General features: G+C 44.7%; 16 protein-coding genes. 9 read left to right on the top strand and 7 right to left on the bottom strand.

Annotation, left to right across the window (positions count from 1 at the left end; all coding sequences use genetic code 11):
- Positions 1-166: 166 nt before the first annotated feature.
- Complete coding sequence (locus HYN51_RS08000; protein WP_108899547.1) at positions 167-511, top strand: RidA family protein; 345 nt, start codon at positions 167-169, stop codon at positions 509-511.
- Between the two features lie 183 nt (positions 512-694).
- On the opposite strand, the gene HYN51_RS08005 is transcribed toward HYN51_RS08000, so the two are convergent.
- From HYN51_RS08005 to zwf, 3 genes are all read right to left on the bottom strand, one after another.
- The gene (locus tag HYN51_RS08005) at positions 695-1336 is read right to left on the bottom strand and encodes a bifunctional 4-hydroxy-2-oxoglutarate aldolase/2-dehydro-3-deoxy-phosphogluconate aldolase (RefSeq protein WP_108899548.1); all 642 of its coding nucleotides are present in this window, start codon (positions 1334-1336) and stop codon (positions 695-697) included.
- Positions 1337-1444: 108 nt separating this feature from the next.
- Positions 1445-2140: a 6-phosphogluconolactonase gene (gene pgl, locus HYN51_RS08010; RefSeq protein ID WP_108899549.1), complete on the bottom strand. Its 696-nt coding sequence runs from the start codon at positions 2138-2140 to the stop codon at positions 1445-1447.
- Positions 2141-2213: 73 nt separating this feature from the next.
- On the bottom strand, positions 2214-3689 hold the full coding sequence (gene zwf / locus HYN51_RS08015; RefSeq protein ID WP_108899550.1) for a glucose-6-phosphate dehydrogenase: 1476 nt from the start codon (positions 3687-3689) through the stop codon (positions 2214-2216).
- Positions 3690-4048: 359 nt separating this feature from the next.
- Between zwf and HYN51_RS08020 the strand changes: the two genes are divergently transcribed.
- Both HYN51_RS08020 and pyk read left to right on the top strand, forming a co-directional pair.
- Positions 4049-4894, top strand: a complete 846-nt coding sequence (locus tag HYN51_RS08020) for a MurR/RpiR family transcriptional regulator (protein ID WP_192878477.1) — start codon at positions 4049-4051, stop codon at positions 4892-4894.
- 194 nt (positions 4895-5088) lie between these two features.
- Entirely contained in the window at positions 5089-6531 is a 1443-nt protein-coding gene (gene pyk / locus HYN51_RS08025) for a pyruvate kinase (RefSeq protein WP_108899552.1), read from the top strand.
- Positions 6532-6596: 65 nt separating this feature from the next.
- Here the strand turns inward: pyk and lpxM are convergent, their stop codons facing one another.
- The 3 genes from lpxM to znuA all read right to left on the bottom strand — a co-directional run bounded on the left by lpxM (position 6597) and on the right by znuA (position 10013).
- Positions 6597-7574 carry a lauroyl-Kdo(2)-lipid IV(A) myristoyltransferase gene (gene lpxM, locus HYN51_RS08030; RefSeq protein WP_108901996.1) on the bottom strand — a complete coding sequence of 326 codons (978 nt, stop codon included), beginning with the start codon at positions 7572-7574 and terminating at the stop codon, positions 6597-6599.
- A 130-nt stretch (positions 7575-7704) separates the two neighbouring features.
- Complete coding sequence (gene mepM, locus HYN51_RS08035) at positions 7705-9030, bottom strand: murein DD-endopeptidase MepM (RefSeq protein WP_108899553.1); 1326 nt, start codon at positions 9028-9030, stop codon at positions 7705-7707.
- Between the two features lie 20 nt (positions 9031-9050).
- Positions 9051-10013 carry a zinc ABC transporter substrate-binding protein ZnuA gene (gene znuA / locus HYN51_RS08040; protein WP_108901997.1) on the bottom strand — a complete coding sequence of 321 codons (963 nt, stop codon included), beginning with the start codon at positions 10011-10013 and terminating at the stop codon, positions 9051-9053.
- Positions 10014-10095: 82 nt separating this feature from the next.
- Between znuA and znuC the strand changes: the two genes are divergently transcribed.
- The 5 genes from znuC (at position 10096) to rimO (ending at position 16110) form a co-directional block, all read left to right on the top strand.
- Positions 10096-10854, top strand: a complete 759-nt coding sequence (gene znuC / locus HYN51_RS08045) for a zinc ABC transporter ATP-binding protein ZnuC (protein ID WP_108899554.1) — start codon at positions 10096-10098, stop codon at positions 10852-10854.
- On the top strand, positions 10851-11636 hold the full coding sequence (gene znuB / locus HYN51_RS08050; RefSeq protein ID WP_108899555.1) for a zinc ABC transporter permease subunit ZnuB: 786 nt from the start codon (positions 10851-10853) through the stop codon (positions 11634-11636). The genes znuC and znuB overlap by 4 nt, the downstream gene beginning before the upstream one ends.
- 217 nt (positions 11637-11853) lie before the next feature.
- The gene (locus HYN51_RS08055) at positions 11854-13539 is read left to right on the top strand and encodes an aspartate:alanine antiporter (RefSeq protein WP_108899556.1); all 1686 of its coding nucleotides are present in this window, start codon (positions 11854-11856) and stop codon (positions 13537-13539) included.
- A gap of 290 nt (positions 13540-13829) precedes the next feature.
- A complete protein-coding gene (locus HYN51_RS08060; protein WP_108899557.1) occupies positions 13830-14399 on the top strand; it encodes a DUF1523 family protein in 570 nt (189 codons plus the stop codon).
- A gap of 376 nt (positions 14400-14775) precedes the next feature.
- Positions 14776-16110 carry a 30S ribosomal protein S12 methylthiotransferase RimO gene (gene rimO / locus HYN51_RS08065; protein ID WP_108899558.1) on the top strand — a complete coding sequence of 445 codons (1335 nt, stop codon included), beginning with the start codon at positions 14776-14778 and terminating at the stop codon, positions 16108-16110.
- Positions 16111-16183: 73 nt separating this feature from the next.
- On the opposite strand, the gene bla is transcribed toward rimO, so the two are convergent.
- Complete coding sequence (bla, locus tag HYN51_RS08070; protein ID WP_108899559.1) at positions 16184-17071, bottom strand: class A beta-lactamase; 888 nt, start codon at positions 17069-17071, stop codon at positions 16184-16186.
- Positions 17072-17294: 223 nt separating this feature from the next.
- On the opposite strand from bla, the gene HYN51_RS08075 reads away from it, so the two are divergent.
- The gene (locus tag HYN51_RS08075) at positions 17295-18026 is read left to right on the top strand and encodes an arginine ABC transporter substrate-binding protein (RefSeq protein ID WP_108899560.1); all 732 of its coding nucleotides are present in this window, start codon (positions 17295-17297) and stop codon (positions 18024-18026) included.
- Positions 18027-18133 lie beyond the last annotated feature (107 nt).

Consider the following 18133-nt stretch of genomic DNA (forward strand, 5'->3'; position numbering starts at 1 on the left):
GGTCGATATTCAGCGCGCTGGTTTTCACTACCACCGTTTATCTAATCCACATTTGTAGAAATGGGTTTATGATTGATCCGACAGGGGAATTGAACCGCAATAGTGGTTATCCTAACCTTAAGCGATTAATATGAAATCACCATGATATATTCAGGAGCAATACGCCATGACAATTAAACGAATTAACCCTACCGATCGCTGGTCTGATGCCGTGATTTATAACAATACGATTTACTATACCAGCGTACCTGACAATTTGGATGCAGATGTCACCGCCCAAACGGCTAACGTACTTGCTGATATCGATGTCATGCTCAATCAGTTAGGTTCCAGTAAAGAACGCATTCTGGATGTCACCATCTTTTTATCCGATAGGGTCGATTTTGCATCCATGAATGCCGCGTGGGATGCTTGGGTTTCTGACGGCAATGCCCCTGTACGTTGCACTGTTGAAGCGGCGCTGATGAAACCACAATATAAAGTGGAAATTAAGATTGTTGCCGCTTGCTAAGTATCAGACTCTGACAGTCAGCTCAAATTTTCGGCGTTGATTGCAATAAATTAGAGGCACTCATCTTGGTGCCTCTAATTTATTTAAACATTGTCATGGTAAACCAAGTCGCCGTAATCGCCCTTCAGTACATAGGCGATGGATAAATCCATTTCCTTTAGCGATTGGATAGGCGAACTCAATTTAACCTTTGGCGTGCGCTACGGCTTCACGAGCCAGTTCAGTGATACGGTTAAAATCACCTTTAGCAATAACATCAGCCGGAACCAACCACGAACCACCCACGCACAACACGCTTGGCAATGCCAGATAATCACGACAGTTGTTCAGGGTAATGCCACCGGTAGGACAGAAACGAACAGAAGAGATAGCACTACAAATCGCCTGAAGGGCTTTTACGCCGCCGTTAGCTTCTGCCGGGAAGAATTTAAACTCACGTAAACCGTAATCCATACCCAACATTAGTTCAGAAACGCTACTGATTCCCGGAATTAAAGGCATATTGCCTTCAACCGCCGCCTGCAACAACGGTTCGGTCAGCCCCGGACTGATAGCGAATTGACCGCCTGCAGCGGCAACGTCTGCCAGTTGCTGAGGATTCAACACCGTACCCGCTCCAATAATGGCCTCAGGTACTTCTTTGGCAATAGCACGAATCGCATCCATCGCACATGGAGTACGCAGGGTAACTTCCAGTACGCGAACACCACCGGCAACTAATGCTTTAGCCAAAGGAACAGCATCTTTCAGTTCCTTGATAACAATAACAGGAACGACCGGTCCATCAGATAGGATACTTTCAGCGCTTACTTTCCAGTTTTTCATCTAGTGAGAACTCCATGTGGCTAGTCAAATACCTGACTCAGCCAGGCACGTCGCAGCCGTTAACATAAACGTGCAACTGACTCGCCACACGCAGGATTATTTAAATATTTATGCAGACCAAAATACATCTACCGGCGTCTGGGTTTGGTGTATGACCGCACGAACAGGCATTTCATTAACGTTATCCCCTTCCTGTGCCTGATGGTAAACCACTCGCTTATTCTCCCCCACCAGATGCAGGAAAATATGGCGACTGTTTAATAGCGCAGGTAGCGTCAGCGTTAATCGGTCTAACGGTGCTGTTAATGGGGTCATTCCCATGCACAGATGTTTAGACTTCATATCCAGTGCCGGAAATAAATTTTCGGCCCCAGGAAATAATGATGCCGTGTGTCCATCATCACCCATACCCAGAATCACTACATCAAAAGGCATTGCTATCTCTTTCAGCGATTTTTCTATCCCAGATGCGCCTTCAAATGGTGTGAGGCTCTCATTCTTTAATGAGACAAAATGTGCCGTGGCAGCGTGTTCCTGCAATAAGTTTTCACGTACCAACTTTTCATTGCTGGAATCGTCACTGCGGTCCACCCAACGTTCATCAGCCAAAGTAATTGTGACTTTTTCCCATGCCAATGGCTGCTGACTGAGTAATTTAAATAAACCTAACGGGGTTTTGCCGCCGGAGACTACAAGACTCGCTTTTCCCTTAGTATCAATTCCTTTTTGCAACTCAGATACCACCTGTTGCGCTAAGCGGCGATTTAAATCATCCGTTGATGGAAAGTTCGTTAAGTTTGCCATGGTAGTTACCTTCATTAACAATCGTTATCGCCATCCCATACTAACCGAGCGGGATGGCACCGTTTTGTCTTATTTATTCAAATTCGCTCCATGAGCGACCATCACGGGTGATCATAGCAACGGAGGCGACGGGCCCCCAAGTACCTGCCTGATAAGGTTTTGGTGGTTCATTATCCGCAGCCCAGGCATTCATAATGGAATCTACCCATTTCCACGCCTCTTCTACCTCATCACGACGAACAAACAGTGCTTGAATACCACGCATGGTTTCCAACAATAAACGCTCATAGGCATCAGCGACATGCTGTTCATGGAAGGTATCAGAGAAACTCAGATCCAGTTTCGTAGTTTGCAAGCGGTGCTTATGTTCCAGACCCGGTACTTTATTCAAGATCTGTACATCAACCCCTTCATCTGGCTGAAGACGAATGGTTAAGGTGTTTGGTGGTAATGTCTGGTAAGAATCCCGGAACAGATTAATTGGCAGATTCTTAAAGTAGATAACAACTTCAGAACATTTGGATGGTAAACGTTTACCGGTTCTTAAATAGAACGGTACGCCGGCCCAACGCCAGTTATCAATATCGACCCGTAGAGACACAAAAGTTTCGGTGTTGCTGCGCTTGTTAGCACCTTCTTCATCCAGATAGCCCGGCACTTTTTGCCCCTGAACAAACCCAGCGGTATACTGGCCTCTGACAGTGGCTTCACGAATATTGGTATGGTCAATGCGGCGCAGAGAACGCAGCACTTTAACTTTTTCATCACGAATACGGTCGGCGCTTAAATCCACCGGAGGGGACATCGCAATCATGGTTAGAATCTGTAACAGGTGATTTTGCACCATATCACGCATCTGTCCTGCTTTATCAAAATAACCCCAGCGCCCTTCAATGCCTACCTCTTCTGAAACGGTAATCTGGACGTGATCAATGGCGGTATTATCCCACTTTGCAGCAAATAGCGAGTTAGCAAAACGCAGAGCTAACAGATTCAGCACCGTCTCTTTGCCTAAATAATGGTCGATACGGTAAACCTGAGATTCATCAAAATACTCAGCAACCTGATCGTTAATTTCCTGGGAAGATTTCAAATCATTGCCCAGCGGTTTTTCCATCACCACACGGCTGGGAAATTTATTTAGTCCAGCTTCACCTAAGCCACGGCAAATTGCGCCAAACGTATTGGGCGGCATAGCAAAATAGTTAATGGTGACTCTGTTGGTTTGATCGAGCATCTGACCCAGTTGGCTAAATGCCGGAATGTCATTAACATCCAAATTGCAGAAGTCTAAACGTGCGCTTAATCGCTTCCAAACCTCTGGATCGATCTCCTCTTTCATGAAGGTGGTCAGCGCTTTTTCGATAACCTCAGTATACGCAGCCTTATCCCAGTCAGCACGGCCAACACCTAAAATACGCGTATCAGGATGAATGTGGCACGCTTTTTCCAGTTGATAAAGTGATGGTAATAGCTTGCGGCGAGCTAAATCACCTTTAGCGCCAAAAATAACTAAATCACAGGCTTGAGCTATCGAATCATCTACCATAACTATCTCCTCAATTAAGCCGTAAAAAATGTAAGTGTACGACTTAAGAAATCTTGTAATTTTATTACATAAGTAATGTACCTCTTTATCTGACTAACGTAAATAGGCGGATAAAAAAGTAAAACCCAGTAGTAACCCCTTGTGAAGATAAGGTATAACCCATTAAATATAAAAAATATTTAGCTATACCTTTACTCTTTCCGTGCTTTTAGAGTGTCAAAATCAGATGTGAGTCAAATATTCTGAAAAAAAATTACAAAACGATGCTTTATTACTGCACGATCTGATATCAAGTAGTATATTTCCACAGATCAGAGATTGATTTCTCCTTTGAATGTAATAGGCAAACGCAGCGGGATATAAATATGCTGGAAAGAATTCACCAATTTCGAGATTCATTAAGCAAATCAGAGCAAAAAGTTGCTGATGCCATTTTAGCTGCACCACAAACAGCCATTCACTCCAGCATTGCTACCTTAGCTAAAATTGCTAACGTTAGCGAGCCAACTGTTAACCGTTTTTGCCGCCGATTAAATACCAAAGGCTTCCCCGATTTTAAACTGGCGCTGGCACAAAGTCTGGCTAACGGGACACCTTACGTAAATCGCAATGTCGATGAAAACGACACTACCGATGCCTTTACCCATAAAATTTTTGAGTCTGCCATTGCCAGCCTAAATATGACCAAGAGCAGTCTTGATATTATAGCCATTAATCGGGCAGTTAACTTACTGACTCAAGCGAAAAAAATATCATTTTTTGGCTATGGTGCCTCCTCGGTTGTGGCGCACGATGCCATGAATAAATTTTTCAGATTTAATGTCCCAGTGATCTATTTTGATGACCTTGTAATGCAACGAATGAGCTGTATGAATTCTAATCAGGGTGATATTGTGGTGTTAATTTCGCATAGCGGAAGAACCAAAAGTCTGGTTGAACTAGCCAACATTGCTAGCCAAAATGGTGCCACTGTTATTGCTATTACCTCTCAGGGAACGCCGTTGGCAAATGCTGCCACGTTATCTATTTTACTGGATGTTCCTGAAGATACCGATATCTATATGCCAATGGTTTCCCGTCTTGCCCAATTAACCATTATTGATGTGCTGGCAACAGGATTTACCCTACGCAGCAGCCTTGCCAGAGATAATCTGAAACGCGTGAAAGATGCCCTGAAAGAATCACGCTTTGATAGAGGTCTTTAATCTTTATTTTATCCCAGTTCTCATTCCGGTGAAGGAATTGCTAGTTCACAAAATCTGATAATTTGATATTAAGCAAGAGATTAGCGCGCTGTGATATGAAACCTGACAGCGCTTATTTGAGAAGCTAGCTATATAGTGGTATAAAACCCCACATAAAATCAGGTCAAAACTTATCATGTTGAATGGAGTGATACATGTCCAGAAGACTTAGAAGAACCAAAATTGTTACCACGTTAGGCCCTGCAACTGACCGTGACAATAATTTAGAAAAAATCATTGCCGCAGGTGCCAATGTAGTCCGTTTAAATTTCTCCCACGGAACCCCCGAAGATCACCAACTCCGCGCTAACAAAGTCAGAGAAATCTCAGCAAAATTAGGTAAACATGTCGCCATTTTAGGTGATTTGCAGGGGCCTAAAATCCGTGTATCTACCTTTAAAGAAGGCAAAGTATTCCTTAATATTGGCGATAAATTCCTGCTAGACGCCAACCTTTCCGTTGGTGATGGTGATAAAGAAAAAGTCGGTATCGACTATAAAGGCTTACCTGAGGATGTCGTCCCTGGCGATATTCTGTTACTGGATGATGGTCGCGTACAGCTGAAAGTTCTCGAAGTTCAGGGAATGAAAGTGTTTACCGAAGTGACCGTTGGTGGTCCACTATCAAACAATAAAGGAATTAATAAACTGGGTGGCGGTCTTTCTGCCGATGCGTTAACCGAGAAAGATAAAGCAGACATCATCACCGCAGCGAAAATCAACGTGGACTATCTGGCCGTCTCTTTCCCTCGCACCGGTGAAGACTTGAACTATGCACGCCGCCTAGCGCGTGATGCTGGCTGTAACGCTAAAATTGTCGCTAAAGTTGAACGTGCAGAGGCAGTTGCTACCGATGCAGCTATCGACGATATCATTCTGGCATCTGACTCTATCATGGTGGCCCGTGGCGATTTAGGCGTAGAAATTGGCGATCCCGAACTGGTAGCTGTGCAGAAAAAGCTGATTTTACGTGCTCGTCAGCTAAACCGCACGGTCATCACCGCGACCCAAATGATGGAATCCATGATTACCAATCCGATGCCAACCCGTGCTGAAGTGATGGATGTCGCCAATGCTGTGTTGGATGGTACCGATGCCGTGATGCTTTCTGCTGAAACGGCTGCCGGTCAGTATCCTGCCGAAACCGTCGCTGCAATGGCTCGCGTTTGCGTTGGCGCAGAAAAAATGCCCCGTCTGAACGTCTCCAAGCATCGTCTGGACGTTGAGTTTGATAACATTGAAGACACCATTGCCATGTCTACTATGTACGCGGCTAACCATCTGAAAGGAATTAGCGCGATCATCGCCATGACCGAGTCAGGTCGTACCGCATTGATGATGTCTCGGATCAGTTCCGGTTTGCCAATTTTCGCTATGTCTCGTCATGAGCAAACGTTAAATCTGTGCGCCCTTTACCGTGGCGTGACGCCAGTCATGTTTACCGGTGACTGCGATGGTCTGGCAGCCGCAATGGCCGCCACTAATCAGTTGCGCGATCGCGGCTTTTTGATGTCCGGCGATTTGGTTATCATTACTCAAGGCGACGTGATGGCATTAGTTGGCAGTACCAATACCTGTCGTATTCTGCGGATTGAGTGATTGAGTACTGATATGCAAAAGGGCCCAAATGGGCCCTTTTGCTTTCTATTAATGAAAAGTAGAGACTATTTATCTTTAGGCCACAGGTCTTGGCGTTTATAAGGTTCAGTATCCCCTTCTTTTCTGGTTTTCAGAAACTTAAGCACCCAAACATACTGTTCAGGATTGGGGCGAACCAATTTCTCAACTTCTTCATTCATTCTGCGGGCGATGGTATGTTGATCGGCGTCAGCGATATCGCTCATTTCGGGATTAATATAGATATCCAGAATTCCCTCGTCAGAACGGTAAACGGGGAATAGCGGCACAATCGCCGCATGGCATACTTTCATTAACCGCCCCACAGCAGGCAACGTGGCCTTATAAGTAGCAAAAAAATCAACAAACTCGCTGTGTTCTGCACCGTGGTCCTGATCCGGCAGATAATATCCCCAGTAGCCCTGACGTACTGAACTAATAAACGGTTTAATACCATCTTGACGGGCATGCATACGCCCCCCAAAACGGCGACGTACGGTATTCCACATCCAGTCGACCAGCTCATTTTTCTGGTTATGAAACATGGCGGCCATCGGCTGACCACGTGCAGCCATCATCATAGCCGGAATATCCACGCTCCAACCGTGCGGTACCATAAAGATCACATTACGTCCGGAAGCACGAATAGCATCTAACTGTTCATCACCATGCCAGCGTACCCGCTTCATCAGATATTCAGGGCTGCGTACGCTCTGTTCTACCATCAGCATGGTGGAATGTACGGCTGTCACAAACATCTGTTCAATAATTATTTCACGCTGTTGTTCACTTAACTCAGGAAAACAATAATATAGATTGATGCGAGCACGTCGTCTGGCACTACCAACAAATCGCCCGGCAAAATTAGCTAGCCAAGCTAACATCGGATTCCTTATTTTTACTGGCACATAGGCCAATAAGAGCATGACGCCAACCCCCAGCCAGACTCCCCAATATTTAGGCAGAAAAAAGGACTTTTTAAATAAAGGGATAAACTCAATATTTGAACGCTGTTGTTTTTGCATGCCAAAACTCATTAGATAGATGAGCAACCCTTCTGGTTGATAATAGTCTGCTCATCAGATGAATATAAAAAATTAAACAGTGCTAAAGAATGAAACGCGGCCAAATTATCGGCTGCGTTTCATTTTATTCTCAGAGATGAAGTTGTGGAACTACTTCTTTAACCTGGGCAAGGTATTCCGCTCGATCTTGACCAATCAAAGAGTCGGAACGTGGAAGCGTCGCGGTTAATGGGTTCACAGCCAGCTCGTTAACCCACAGTTCATAATGCAGGTGAGGCCCGGTGGAACGGCCTGTATTGCCGGATAATGCGATGCGATCGCCTCGTTTAACTTTTTGTCCCGGCCTCACCAAAATCTTATTCAAATGCATATAGCGAGTGCTGTACTGGCGTCCATGACGAATCGCTACATAGTTACCTGCCGCACCGCTGAATTTAGCAACGACCACTTCACCATCTCCAACCGCCAAAACAGGAGAACCAATCGGCATGGAGAAATCGACCCCTTTATGCGGTGCTACACGCCCCGTAATCGGGTGTAAGCGACGTGGATTAAACGGTGATGTCACTTTATATTGTTTCGGCGTTGGATAACGCATGAAACCTTTTGCTAAACCAGAACCTTCACGATCGTAGAATTTACCATCACCGGAACGAATAGCGTAATAATCTTTACCGGAGCTCTGCATTCTTACGCCAATCAGCTGGCTTTGTTCATTCTTACCATCCAGCACTTCTCTGGAAAGTAACACTGAAAAACGATCGCCATTACGCAATTTACGTAAATCCAACTGCCATTGAAGCGCTTTAGTGACTGCCCGAATTTCTGAGTTAGTTAAACCTGCGGCTCTGGCGCTGACCAAGAAGCTTCCATCCATTTTGCCCGTCACGATGGAGTTCTTCCACTCACCTTTTAAGGTGTTGATCGTCTCTTTAAAGCCATTCTCTGCGCGTTCATAAACACGAGTTTCACGACGAGAAACCACCCAAGTCAATGATTGAAGGACATCGTCATCATCCAGCACCCAGCTCAATTGTTGTCCAATCTTCAGGTTAGCTAATGCACTATTCTTATCGGCCAGTAAATAGATATCAGAAGCATCCATACCAAACTGAGTCAGAATGCTGCCAAGAGTATCACCGTTAGAAACAACATATTCATTCGGTGTCGACGCATCACCGGTTGTATCATCCAATTCATCCTTAGGAATTTCATCATCAGGTGTTGGCTGATCCATCGGTTCAGTATCATCAACATCCGTTGAAGTGCTACTGTCGGTTGCAGTCGTTGTGGGTATGGTGGGTAAAGGAAGCGGCGATTCCGTTATCGGTTTATATACTGCCGCCTGCCAAACCAACATGCTCCATGTGAGCAATAAAAGCGCCCCAAAGGTAAACTTATGAGGCCGGGGTAAATTGTTATAAAACAACGCAATGGTTCTAACTACTTGGAGCACTACTCGAATTCCTCGTTCTGTTACTCCAGACAGCTCGTAAACTGTTGGGATAGCTGAGTCAAAAACTGTATGTAGCTATCTTTACCTAACGTTACTTTGCTGCCTAACGGATCCAGTGTTCCGATGCGGACATTCGTCCCTTGGGCGACAGCGTTTATGACGGCTGGCTGGAATTGTGGCTCAGCAAAAACGCATACCGCTTTATGCTCAACCAACTGTGTTCGTATCTGGTGTAGACGCTGCGCTCCGGGCTGGATTTCTGGGTTTATTGTGAAATGCCCTAATTGGGTTAAACCAAATGTTTTCTCAAAATAATTATAAGCGTCATGGAAAACAAAATATCCTTTGCCGCGCAGCGGCTGCATTATATTAGCAATATTTTCTTTTGTCAGCTCTAGTTGTTTCTCGAACTGACTAAGATTAGCATCTAGTTTGTCCTTATTTTGGGGCATTAGTTCCAATAATTTATGATGAATTGCAATTGCGGACTGTTTTGCTATCTCCGGGGACATCCAAATGTGCATATTGTAGTCACCATGATGATGTTCATGCTCATCATGATTATTTTTATTATCAGTATGTTGACCCTTATTGGCTTCATCATGACCGTCGTCGTCACTGCCTTTAATCAATAATGGTTTTACTGAGTCCAAACTGGCTAATGGAATTTGTTTCTTTTCATCTACCTGTTGCAATGGTTTAGTCAGAAACGCTTCCATATCCGGCCCTATCCATACCACCAGATCCGCTGAGCGTATTTTCTGGACATCTGATGGACGAAGCGCATAATCATGCGGCGATGCGCCATCTGGAAGCAGTACTTCTACCGGAATGACCCCTTCGGTAATAGCTGACGCAATGAATCCCAGCGGTTTAGTTGAGGTTAAAACGGCGGCTGACGCGTTAATAGCCATACCTGCTGTTAATAATGTTCCAGCCAAAATCATGCGGTTAAACCATTTTGTATTTGCTGTTTTCTGCATTTGTTCTAATCTCATTTGAATAGTAATTGCCTTTGATATGTTATAATATAACACATCTTGAATTCTGCAAGAAAAATGAAACATGTCCAATTTGCTTAAGTTAGAACATATTTCTGTTGTTTTCGGTAACCGGAAAGTTCTTTCCGATGTCTCTCTGTCCCTGAATGAAGGACAGATTCTTACCCTACTCGGCCCAAATGGTGCCGGTAAATCAACGCTGGTTCGCGTGGTGTTGGGGCTGGTATCTCCCGCGTCGGGGAAAATTAGCTGCCCCAAAGATTTACGTATTGGGTATGTGCCACAGAAATTACATCTTGACCCGACCTTGCCATTAACCGTTGAGCGTTTTATGCGCCTGCGTCCGGGTGTTAAAAAAGAGGATATCCTGCCAGCCCTCAGCCGCGTTCAGGCCAAACACTTGGTAAAAATGCCAATGCAGAAGCTATCTGGTGGGGAAACCCAACGTGTTTTACTGGCCAGAGCTTTGTTAAATAGCCCTCAATTGCTGGTACTGGACGAACCGACCCAAGGTGTTGACGTTAATGGACAACTGGCACTGTATGATTTAATCGAGAAGCTACGCACCGAGCTGAACTGTGCCGTATTAATGGTTTCTCACGACCTGCATTTGGTGATGGCAAAAACGGATGAAGTCCTGTGTCTTAATCAGCATATTTGTTGTTCTGGCGCACCGGAAACGGTGTCAGAACATCCAGAGTTTATCGCGATGTTTGGCCATCGCGGTGCCCGCCAGTTAGCGATTTATCATCATAGACACAATCATCAGCATGACCTACAGGGTCGTATTGTTCTTAAAACTTCAGGCAGTCATAAAGCATGATAGAACTCTTATTTCCTGGCTGGATGGCGGGCGTATTGCTGGCTCTGGCCGCAGGTCCTTTAGGCTCCTTTGTCGTTTGGCGCAGAATGTCCTATTTCGGCGATACTCTGGCGCACTCTTCTCTATTAGGGGTGACTTTTGGCCTGTTACTCAACATTAATCCTTTTTACGCGGTGATTGCCATCACCCTGTTGCTGGCAGTTGGTTTGGTATGGCTGGAGCGTCGCCCTCAGTTTGCTGTGGATACGCTATTAGGTATTTTAGCCCATAGTGCCCTCTCTTTAGGTTTGGTCACGATCAGTTTAATGTCCAACGTACGCGTTGACCTGATGGCCTATCTGTTTGGCGACCTACTCTCTGTCACGATTAATGACCTATGGATGATTGGTGCGGGTGTGACTGTCGTTCTGGCGATTTTATGGTGGCAATGGCGTTCATTATTATCGGTCACCATTAATCCCGATCTGGCACAGGTTGATGGGATAAATCCTGAAAGAGTTCGGTTAGTGCTGATGCTGGTCACTGCATTAACCATTGGTCTGGCAATGAAATTTGTTGGTGCGCTGATCATCACCTCATTATTGATTATTCCTGCTGCCACGGCGCGCAGATTCTCGCGAACTCCAGAGCAAATGGCTGGTTTTGCGATTATTATTGGAATTATTGCCGTTACCGGTGGTTTGACACTTTCCGCGTTCCACGATACGCCAGCCGGCCCTTCTGTCGTGCTTTGCTCCTGCTGTCTATTCATCGTTAGCCTAATGAAAAGACAATCTGATTAATCTAATGAGAAATAACGAGAATATAAATTTATTATTCTCGTGAGGTAACGCCGTATTTTTTAGTATGAATGATACGGTAATAAGCTTTAAAATGGCCCGTCAGAAATATAAAGGTCTTGCAGATGACAGTTTTTTTGTCAGTGCAAGACTCTTTTTTATGTGGGTTATAAAGATGAATCCACTATTCATCCATTGCAAATGACGTAAAGTTAACACTGTGAATATAGATATTATCAGCCTGCTAAACAGTAACTACATTCTTTTACTGTTTGTCGTATTAGCATTAGGCTTGTGTTTAGGGAAAATTCGACTGGGTTCAGTTCAACTGGGCAGCTCGATTGGCGTATTGGTTATCTCCTTATTATTAGGCTACCAACATTTTACGATTAACACGGAAGCCTTGAGCTTGGGCTTTATGCTGTTCATCTTCTGTGTGGGTGTTGAAGCCGGTCCAAACTTCTTTGCCATCTTCTTCCGTGATGGAAAAAACTATTTTTTGCTGGCTCTGATTCTGGTTGGTAGTGCGATGTGCATAGCGCTAGGGTTAGGTAAAATCCTCAAATGGGATATTGGCCTCACTGCCGGAATGCTCGCAGGTTCGATGACTTCAACGCCAGTGCTGGTAGGGGCTGGTGACACGCTACGTCATACCACGTCTGATTCAACCTTATTAGCTACCGCTCAAGATCACCTTAGTCTGGGCTATGCCCTGACTTATCTGATTGGTTTGGTCAGTTTAATCTTTGCTGCTCGCTATATGCCAAAACTACAGCGACAGGATTTATCCACCTGTGCCCAGCAAATTGCCAGAGAGCGAGGTCTGGATCATGATAGCCAGCGCAAAGTTTATCTGCCGGTCATTCGCGCCTATCGAGTGGGTCCGGAGCTGGTCGCTTGGTCGGCGGGTAAAAACCTGCGCGAGTTGGGTATCTATCGCCAAACGGGCTGCTATATCGAAAAAATTCGCCGTAACGGCATTATCGCGTCACCAGACGGCGATGCGATTTTACAGATAAATGATGAGATTTCATTGGTAGGCTATCCTGATGCACACGCTCGATTAGATCCTAGCTTCCGTAACGGCAAAGAGGTGTTTGAGCGCGACTTACTAGATATGCGCATCGTCACCGAAGAGATTGTAGTAAAAAACAATAATGCGGTGGGTAAACGCCTAAGCCAGATTCACCTGACTGACCATGGTTGCTTCCTTAACCGGGTTATCCGCAGTCAGATTGAGATGCCTATTGATGACAATATCGTGCTGAATGCGGGTGATGTTTTGCAAATCAGCGGCGATGCTCACCGGGTTAAGAGCGTAGCGGAACGCATTGGTTTTATCTCTATTCATAGCCAAGTTACCGATTTGCTGGCCTTCTGTGCTTTCTTTATTCTTGGCCTGATGATTGGCCAGATTACCTTCCAGTTCAGTAACTTTTCATTCGGTATTGGTAACGCTGCGGGTCTGCTGTTCTCAGGAATTATGCTGGGATTCATGCGGGCCAATCACCCCACCTTTGGTTACATTCCTCAAGGTGCTCTCAACATGGTAAAAGAGTTTGGGTTGATGGTATTTATGGCAGGTGTAGGGTTGAGTGCCGGTAGCGGTATTGGTAATAATCTGGGGCTGGTTGGCGGGCAAATATTGATTGCAGGTCTACTGGTTAGCTTGGTTCCTGTAGTCATTTGCTACCTGTTTGGCGCCTATGTTTTACGAATGAACCGTGCCCTACTGTTTGGTGCCATTATGGGTGCCAGAACCTGTGCGCCAGCAATGGAAATTATCAGCGATACTTCCCGTAGTAATATTCCTGCGTTGGGTTATGCCGGTACCTATGCTATTGCCAACGTTTTACTGACTCTGGCGGGTTCATTGATCATTATCATTTGGCCAAGTTTACCGTAGATTAATTTAATATAAATCATATGATTACAATAAATAGTAAAAAAATGAAATATTTCTCCCTTAGGTGATGAACTATTTTGACCTATTCACGTCTTAAATAATGCCACTGCTTTACTTTAGAACTCCCTCATTGAGGTTGACCCGATAAGTCGTTTTTACGTTTCATACTTATCGGGTTTTTTATTGCCTGTAATTCAGTCACTCTCACGATTTGTTCATGCATGTCATTACACAATGGCATACAATGTAGGAAGTGCATTACCCCAAACTCATAGGGAAGCGTGATTTTTATGTCATTAATCAAAAAAATATTTATCGGTTATCTGATCTGTTTTGCTATCGGTACCGCTCTTCTTTGCAGCTTCTATCTGCCTTCAACGGATATTGTCAAAATCACCGGCTCTGAAGTTAAACGCGTGGATAACGATGGTCCAATTTCTGCGGAAAACCCGGCGGATGGCCCAACTCGCGATGTGTATTACATCTATACCATCGACAAAAACAAAAATATTATGGTTTATCGTAATGAAGATACCGGATGGAACTTCCCGTGGTATTTCAAATTCAACAGCGCTGATATTCAGGCTCAGGCTCAATCTGCTAATGATGCGAATCAAATCACTCGCGTAGTTCACTACGGCTGGCGCTTCAATATGGTTCACTTGTTCAAAAATATCATCTCGATTAAACCCGTTGATGGATTTGACGCGTCCGGTTTCTCTTTTTATACGATGATGAAAATATTAGGCTGGGTTATCTGGTTTGTTCTGATTGCCATTCAAGCTGTATTACCGTCGGTTATTACCAGCTGGCGCGACCGTAAAGATCTAAAACGGCCTGACGGCTCAATCGTTGAATAATTTATAGCGAATATAACGTGAAAAGGCAGCCAAAAGGCTGCTTTTTTTATCGCGATGGTTTATCAGAAACGGGGCTTTGTAGGTAGAACACGTTTTACTACTGATTACCCGATCACCACATCACGCCATAGCCTAAACGGGCCACCTTACCAAACCTTATCACTTTTCTTTCACTTTGATGTATTTTGAAACTCAAATTTGCTGTTTTTATCAGCCTAATGCTCTACACTGCTGCTATCTGCCTGCCGGCAAATCACCGTAGTTGGCTATATAATTTTGGCTCTGACATCGGTAGAATTCTGTCCCAGTCTCTAACAGCAGTAAATGTCGATAAATCGGCCTGTCGCTGAATCACTAAATCAATGAGTTTTGCATAATGTCCCAAACTACAACGCCCCATGCTCCAACAGTCGGATTTATTTCTTTAGGCTGCCCTAAAAATCTGGTTGATTCAGAACGCATTCTTACTGAGTTGCGAACCGAAGGTTATCAGGTTGTGCCAAGTTATGAAGGAGCCGATCTGGTTATCGTTAATACCTGCGGCTTTATTGAAGGTGCCGTACAGGAATCTCTGGAAGCTATTGGGGAAGCATTAACCGAAAACGGTAAGGTTATCGTGACGGGCTGTTTGGGCGCGAAGGAAGATCAGATCCGTGAAGTTCATCCTAAAGTGCTAGAAATCACCGGCCCTCACAGCTATGAACAGGTATTAGCCCATGTTCATACCTATGCGCCGAAGCCAGAATACAATCCATTTACCAGTCTGGTTCCTGCTCAGGGGGTTAAGCTAACACCTAAGCATTATGCTTATCTGAAGATATCCGAAGGCTGTAATCATCGCTGTACCTTCTGCATTATTCCTTCTATGCGTGGGGATCTCGAGAGCCGCCCTATTGGCTCGGTGCTGGATGAAGCAAAACGTTTGGTGGATGCTGGGGTAAAAGAACTGCTGGTTATTTCGCAAGACACTTCAGCTTATGGCGTAGATATAAAGCACCGTACCGGTTTCTGGAATGGTCAGCCGGTTAAAACCGACATGGTTAGCCTGTGTGAACAACTCTCTTCTATGGGGATCTGGGTGCGCTTACATTATGTTTACCCTTATCCACACGTAGACGATGTGATTCCACTGATGGCCGCCGGCAAAATTCTTCCTTATCTGGATATTCCTCTACAGCATGCCAGCCCAAAAATTCTGAAAGCGATGAAGCGTCCGGGTTCAGTAGAACGCACACTGGAACGCGTTAAGCGCTGGAGAGAAGTCTGTCCACAGTTGACATTGCGCTCTACCTTTATTGTCGGCTTCCCTGGTGAAACCGAAGAAGACTTCGTTATGCTGCTGGACTTCCTGCGTGAAGCGAAGCTGGATCGCGTAGGCTGCTTTAAATACAGTCCGGTTGAAGGCGCTGCCGCTAATGAACTTGCGGATCAGGTGCAGGAAGAGATAAAAGAAGAGCGCTTCCACCGTTTTATGCAGCTTCAACAACAAATTTCCACTCAACGATTACAGGACAAAATTGGCCTGACGCTACCGGTGATTATTGATGAAATTGATGAAGAAGGCGCTATTGGCCGAAGTATGGCTGACGCCCCAGAAATTGACGGCGTGGTTTATCTGAATGAAGAGCATCAGGTTAAAGTGGGTGACATTGTTCAGGTCACCATTGAGAATGCGGACGAATACGACCTGTGGGGCTCTGTAGCAAGATAACTCCGCAAGTACTTGATGTGATAACAATCCCGGCCTATACCGCCGGAATTGTTATGTCTGACAGGATAAAAAATCAGAGGCCCTGTGTAACGATTTTGGCTGCCGATGCCAAAACTTCTCTACGGGATTCTGCCTCTTTGTCATTCTGGGTAAAGTAAGTGACCAGAATTAATGGTGCTTTATCCTTTGGCCAAATAACCGCTATATCGTTAGTTGTGCCATAGGAACCGCTACCCGTTTTATCACCGACGACCCATTCAGCAGGCAGACCAGCACGAATACTGGCGGCTCCAGTAGTATTCCCTTTTAACCACTCCACCAGTTGAGCACGCTGCGGTGCAGCAAGCGCATCGCCCAGCGTCAATTTTTGCAGACTGGCAGCCATCGCTAATGGTGTTGTGGTGTCGCGTTTATCACCGGGAATCGCGGTATTTAGCGTTGGCTCAGTACGATCCAGACGAAACGCTGTATCACCGATAGAACGTGCAAAGGCGGTAGCTTTTTTCGTTCCACCTAATTGCGCTATCAGCTTGTTCATTGCCGCATTATCACTGTATTGCAATGTCGCAGCGCTTAGCTCCGCTAAACTCATTTTTGTATTCAACCGCTTTTCAGTAATCGGATTATAGTTAACCAAATCCGATTCTCGAATATCTACCTGTTTGTTCAAAAGATCTTTCTGTACTTCGCTCTGCTTTAACACACCTGAAACTACCATCATCTTGCTGGTACTACACATCGGAAAACGCTCATCACCGCGATAAGCAATGCGTGAATTATCTGCGGTGTTAATCAATACTACGCCCAATCGTCCGCCGGTACTTTTTTCCAAATCGGCCAGATTATGCTGAATTGTCAAAGTCTCGCTTGTTGTAACCGCCAGCAGAGGTGCAGAAAAAGTAATAAAAGGTACAAAAGCCGCCACTGCCAGCATGTTTTTACGTAGGATATTTTTAGTCATATTAGTCTCGTTAAATGAAAATACTTTACAATTATCACTATCTCAAAATGAGCAATAGGATTATGTATTATCACTTCATCAATAAAATGATGGTTAATCCGCATATTAAAATCACAAGAAATACTATTATCATTTTTTGCTTGCCTATTCACATCAATTGAATATATATTCATTTTGTGCGAATAAAAAGTCATCACCATTTTTTACTATCGGAGTCTGTACCATGAAGAAAGTTGTAGCCATTCTATTATTAGCCTGTGCCTCATTAGCTGCACAGGCTGCGGGTCCCATTCGTTTTGCCTCATCTGCAACTTACCCTCCGTTTGAATTTATGGATAAAGACAACACTATCACAGGCTTTGATCTCGATCTGGCTAAAGCGCTGTGCAAAGAGATGAAAACAGAGTGTACATATTCTAATCACGCATTTGATAGCCTGATCCCTGCCCTGAAATTTCGTCGTTATGATGCGATAATTTCCGGTATGGATATCACGGCTGAACGTAGTAAGCAGGTTCTGTTCAGCCAACCTTACTATGCTAACTCTGCGGTTCTCATTGTGCGTAAAGGTACCCTTACCTCAGTTGATCAAATGAAAGGTAAAAAAGTGGGTATGGAGAATGGTTCCACCCACCAAAAGTACATGAATGAAAAGCATCCTGAAATTAAAACCGTTCCTTATGACAGCTACCAGACCGCAGTTATCGACCTGAAGAATGGTCGTCTGGATGCGGTATTTGGCGATACTGCCGCAGTGAATGAATGGTTGAAAACCAGCCCTGAACTCGTCACTCTGGGGGAGCACATTACCGATCCTGCCTACTTTGGTGCTGGTTTAGGTATTGCTGTGCAGCAGGACAACGCTGAACTCATGAATAAAATCAACACGGCGCTAGACGCGATAAAGAAAGACGGTACCTATCAGCAAATCAGTCATAAATGGTTTCCACAGTAATTAATTATTTTATCGGTGGAAATGGCCTCTTTATGAGGCCATTTTTACTTTTAGTTCCGCAGTGTTAATATGCCTTTTCTCTCGTTTCCGGCTAAAGGTTAACCTGC

This window comes from Limnobaculum parvum (assembly GCF_003096015.2).
Taxonomy (GTDB): domain Bacteria; phylum Pseudomonadota; class Gammaproteobacteria; order Enterobacterales; family Enterobacteriaceae; genus Limnobaculum; species Limnobaculum parvum.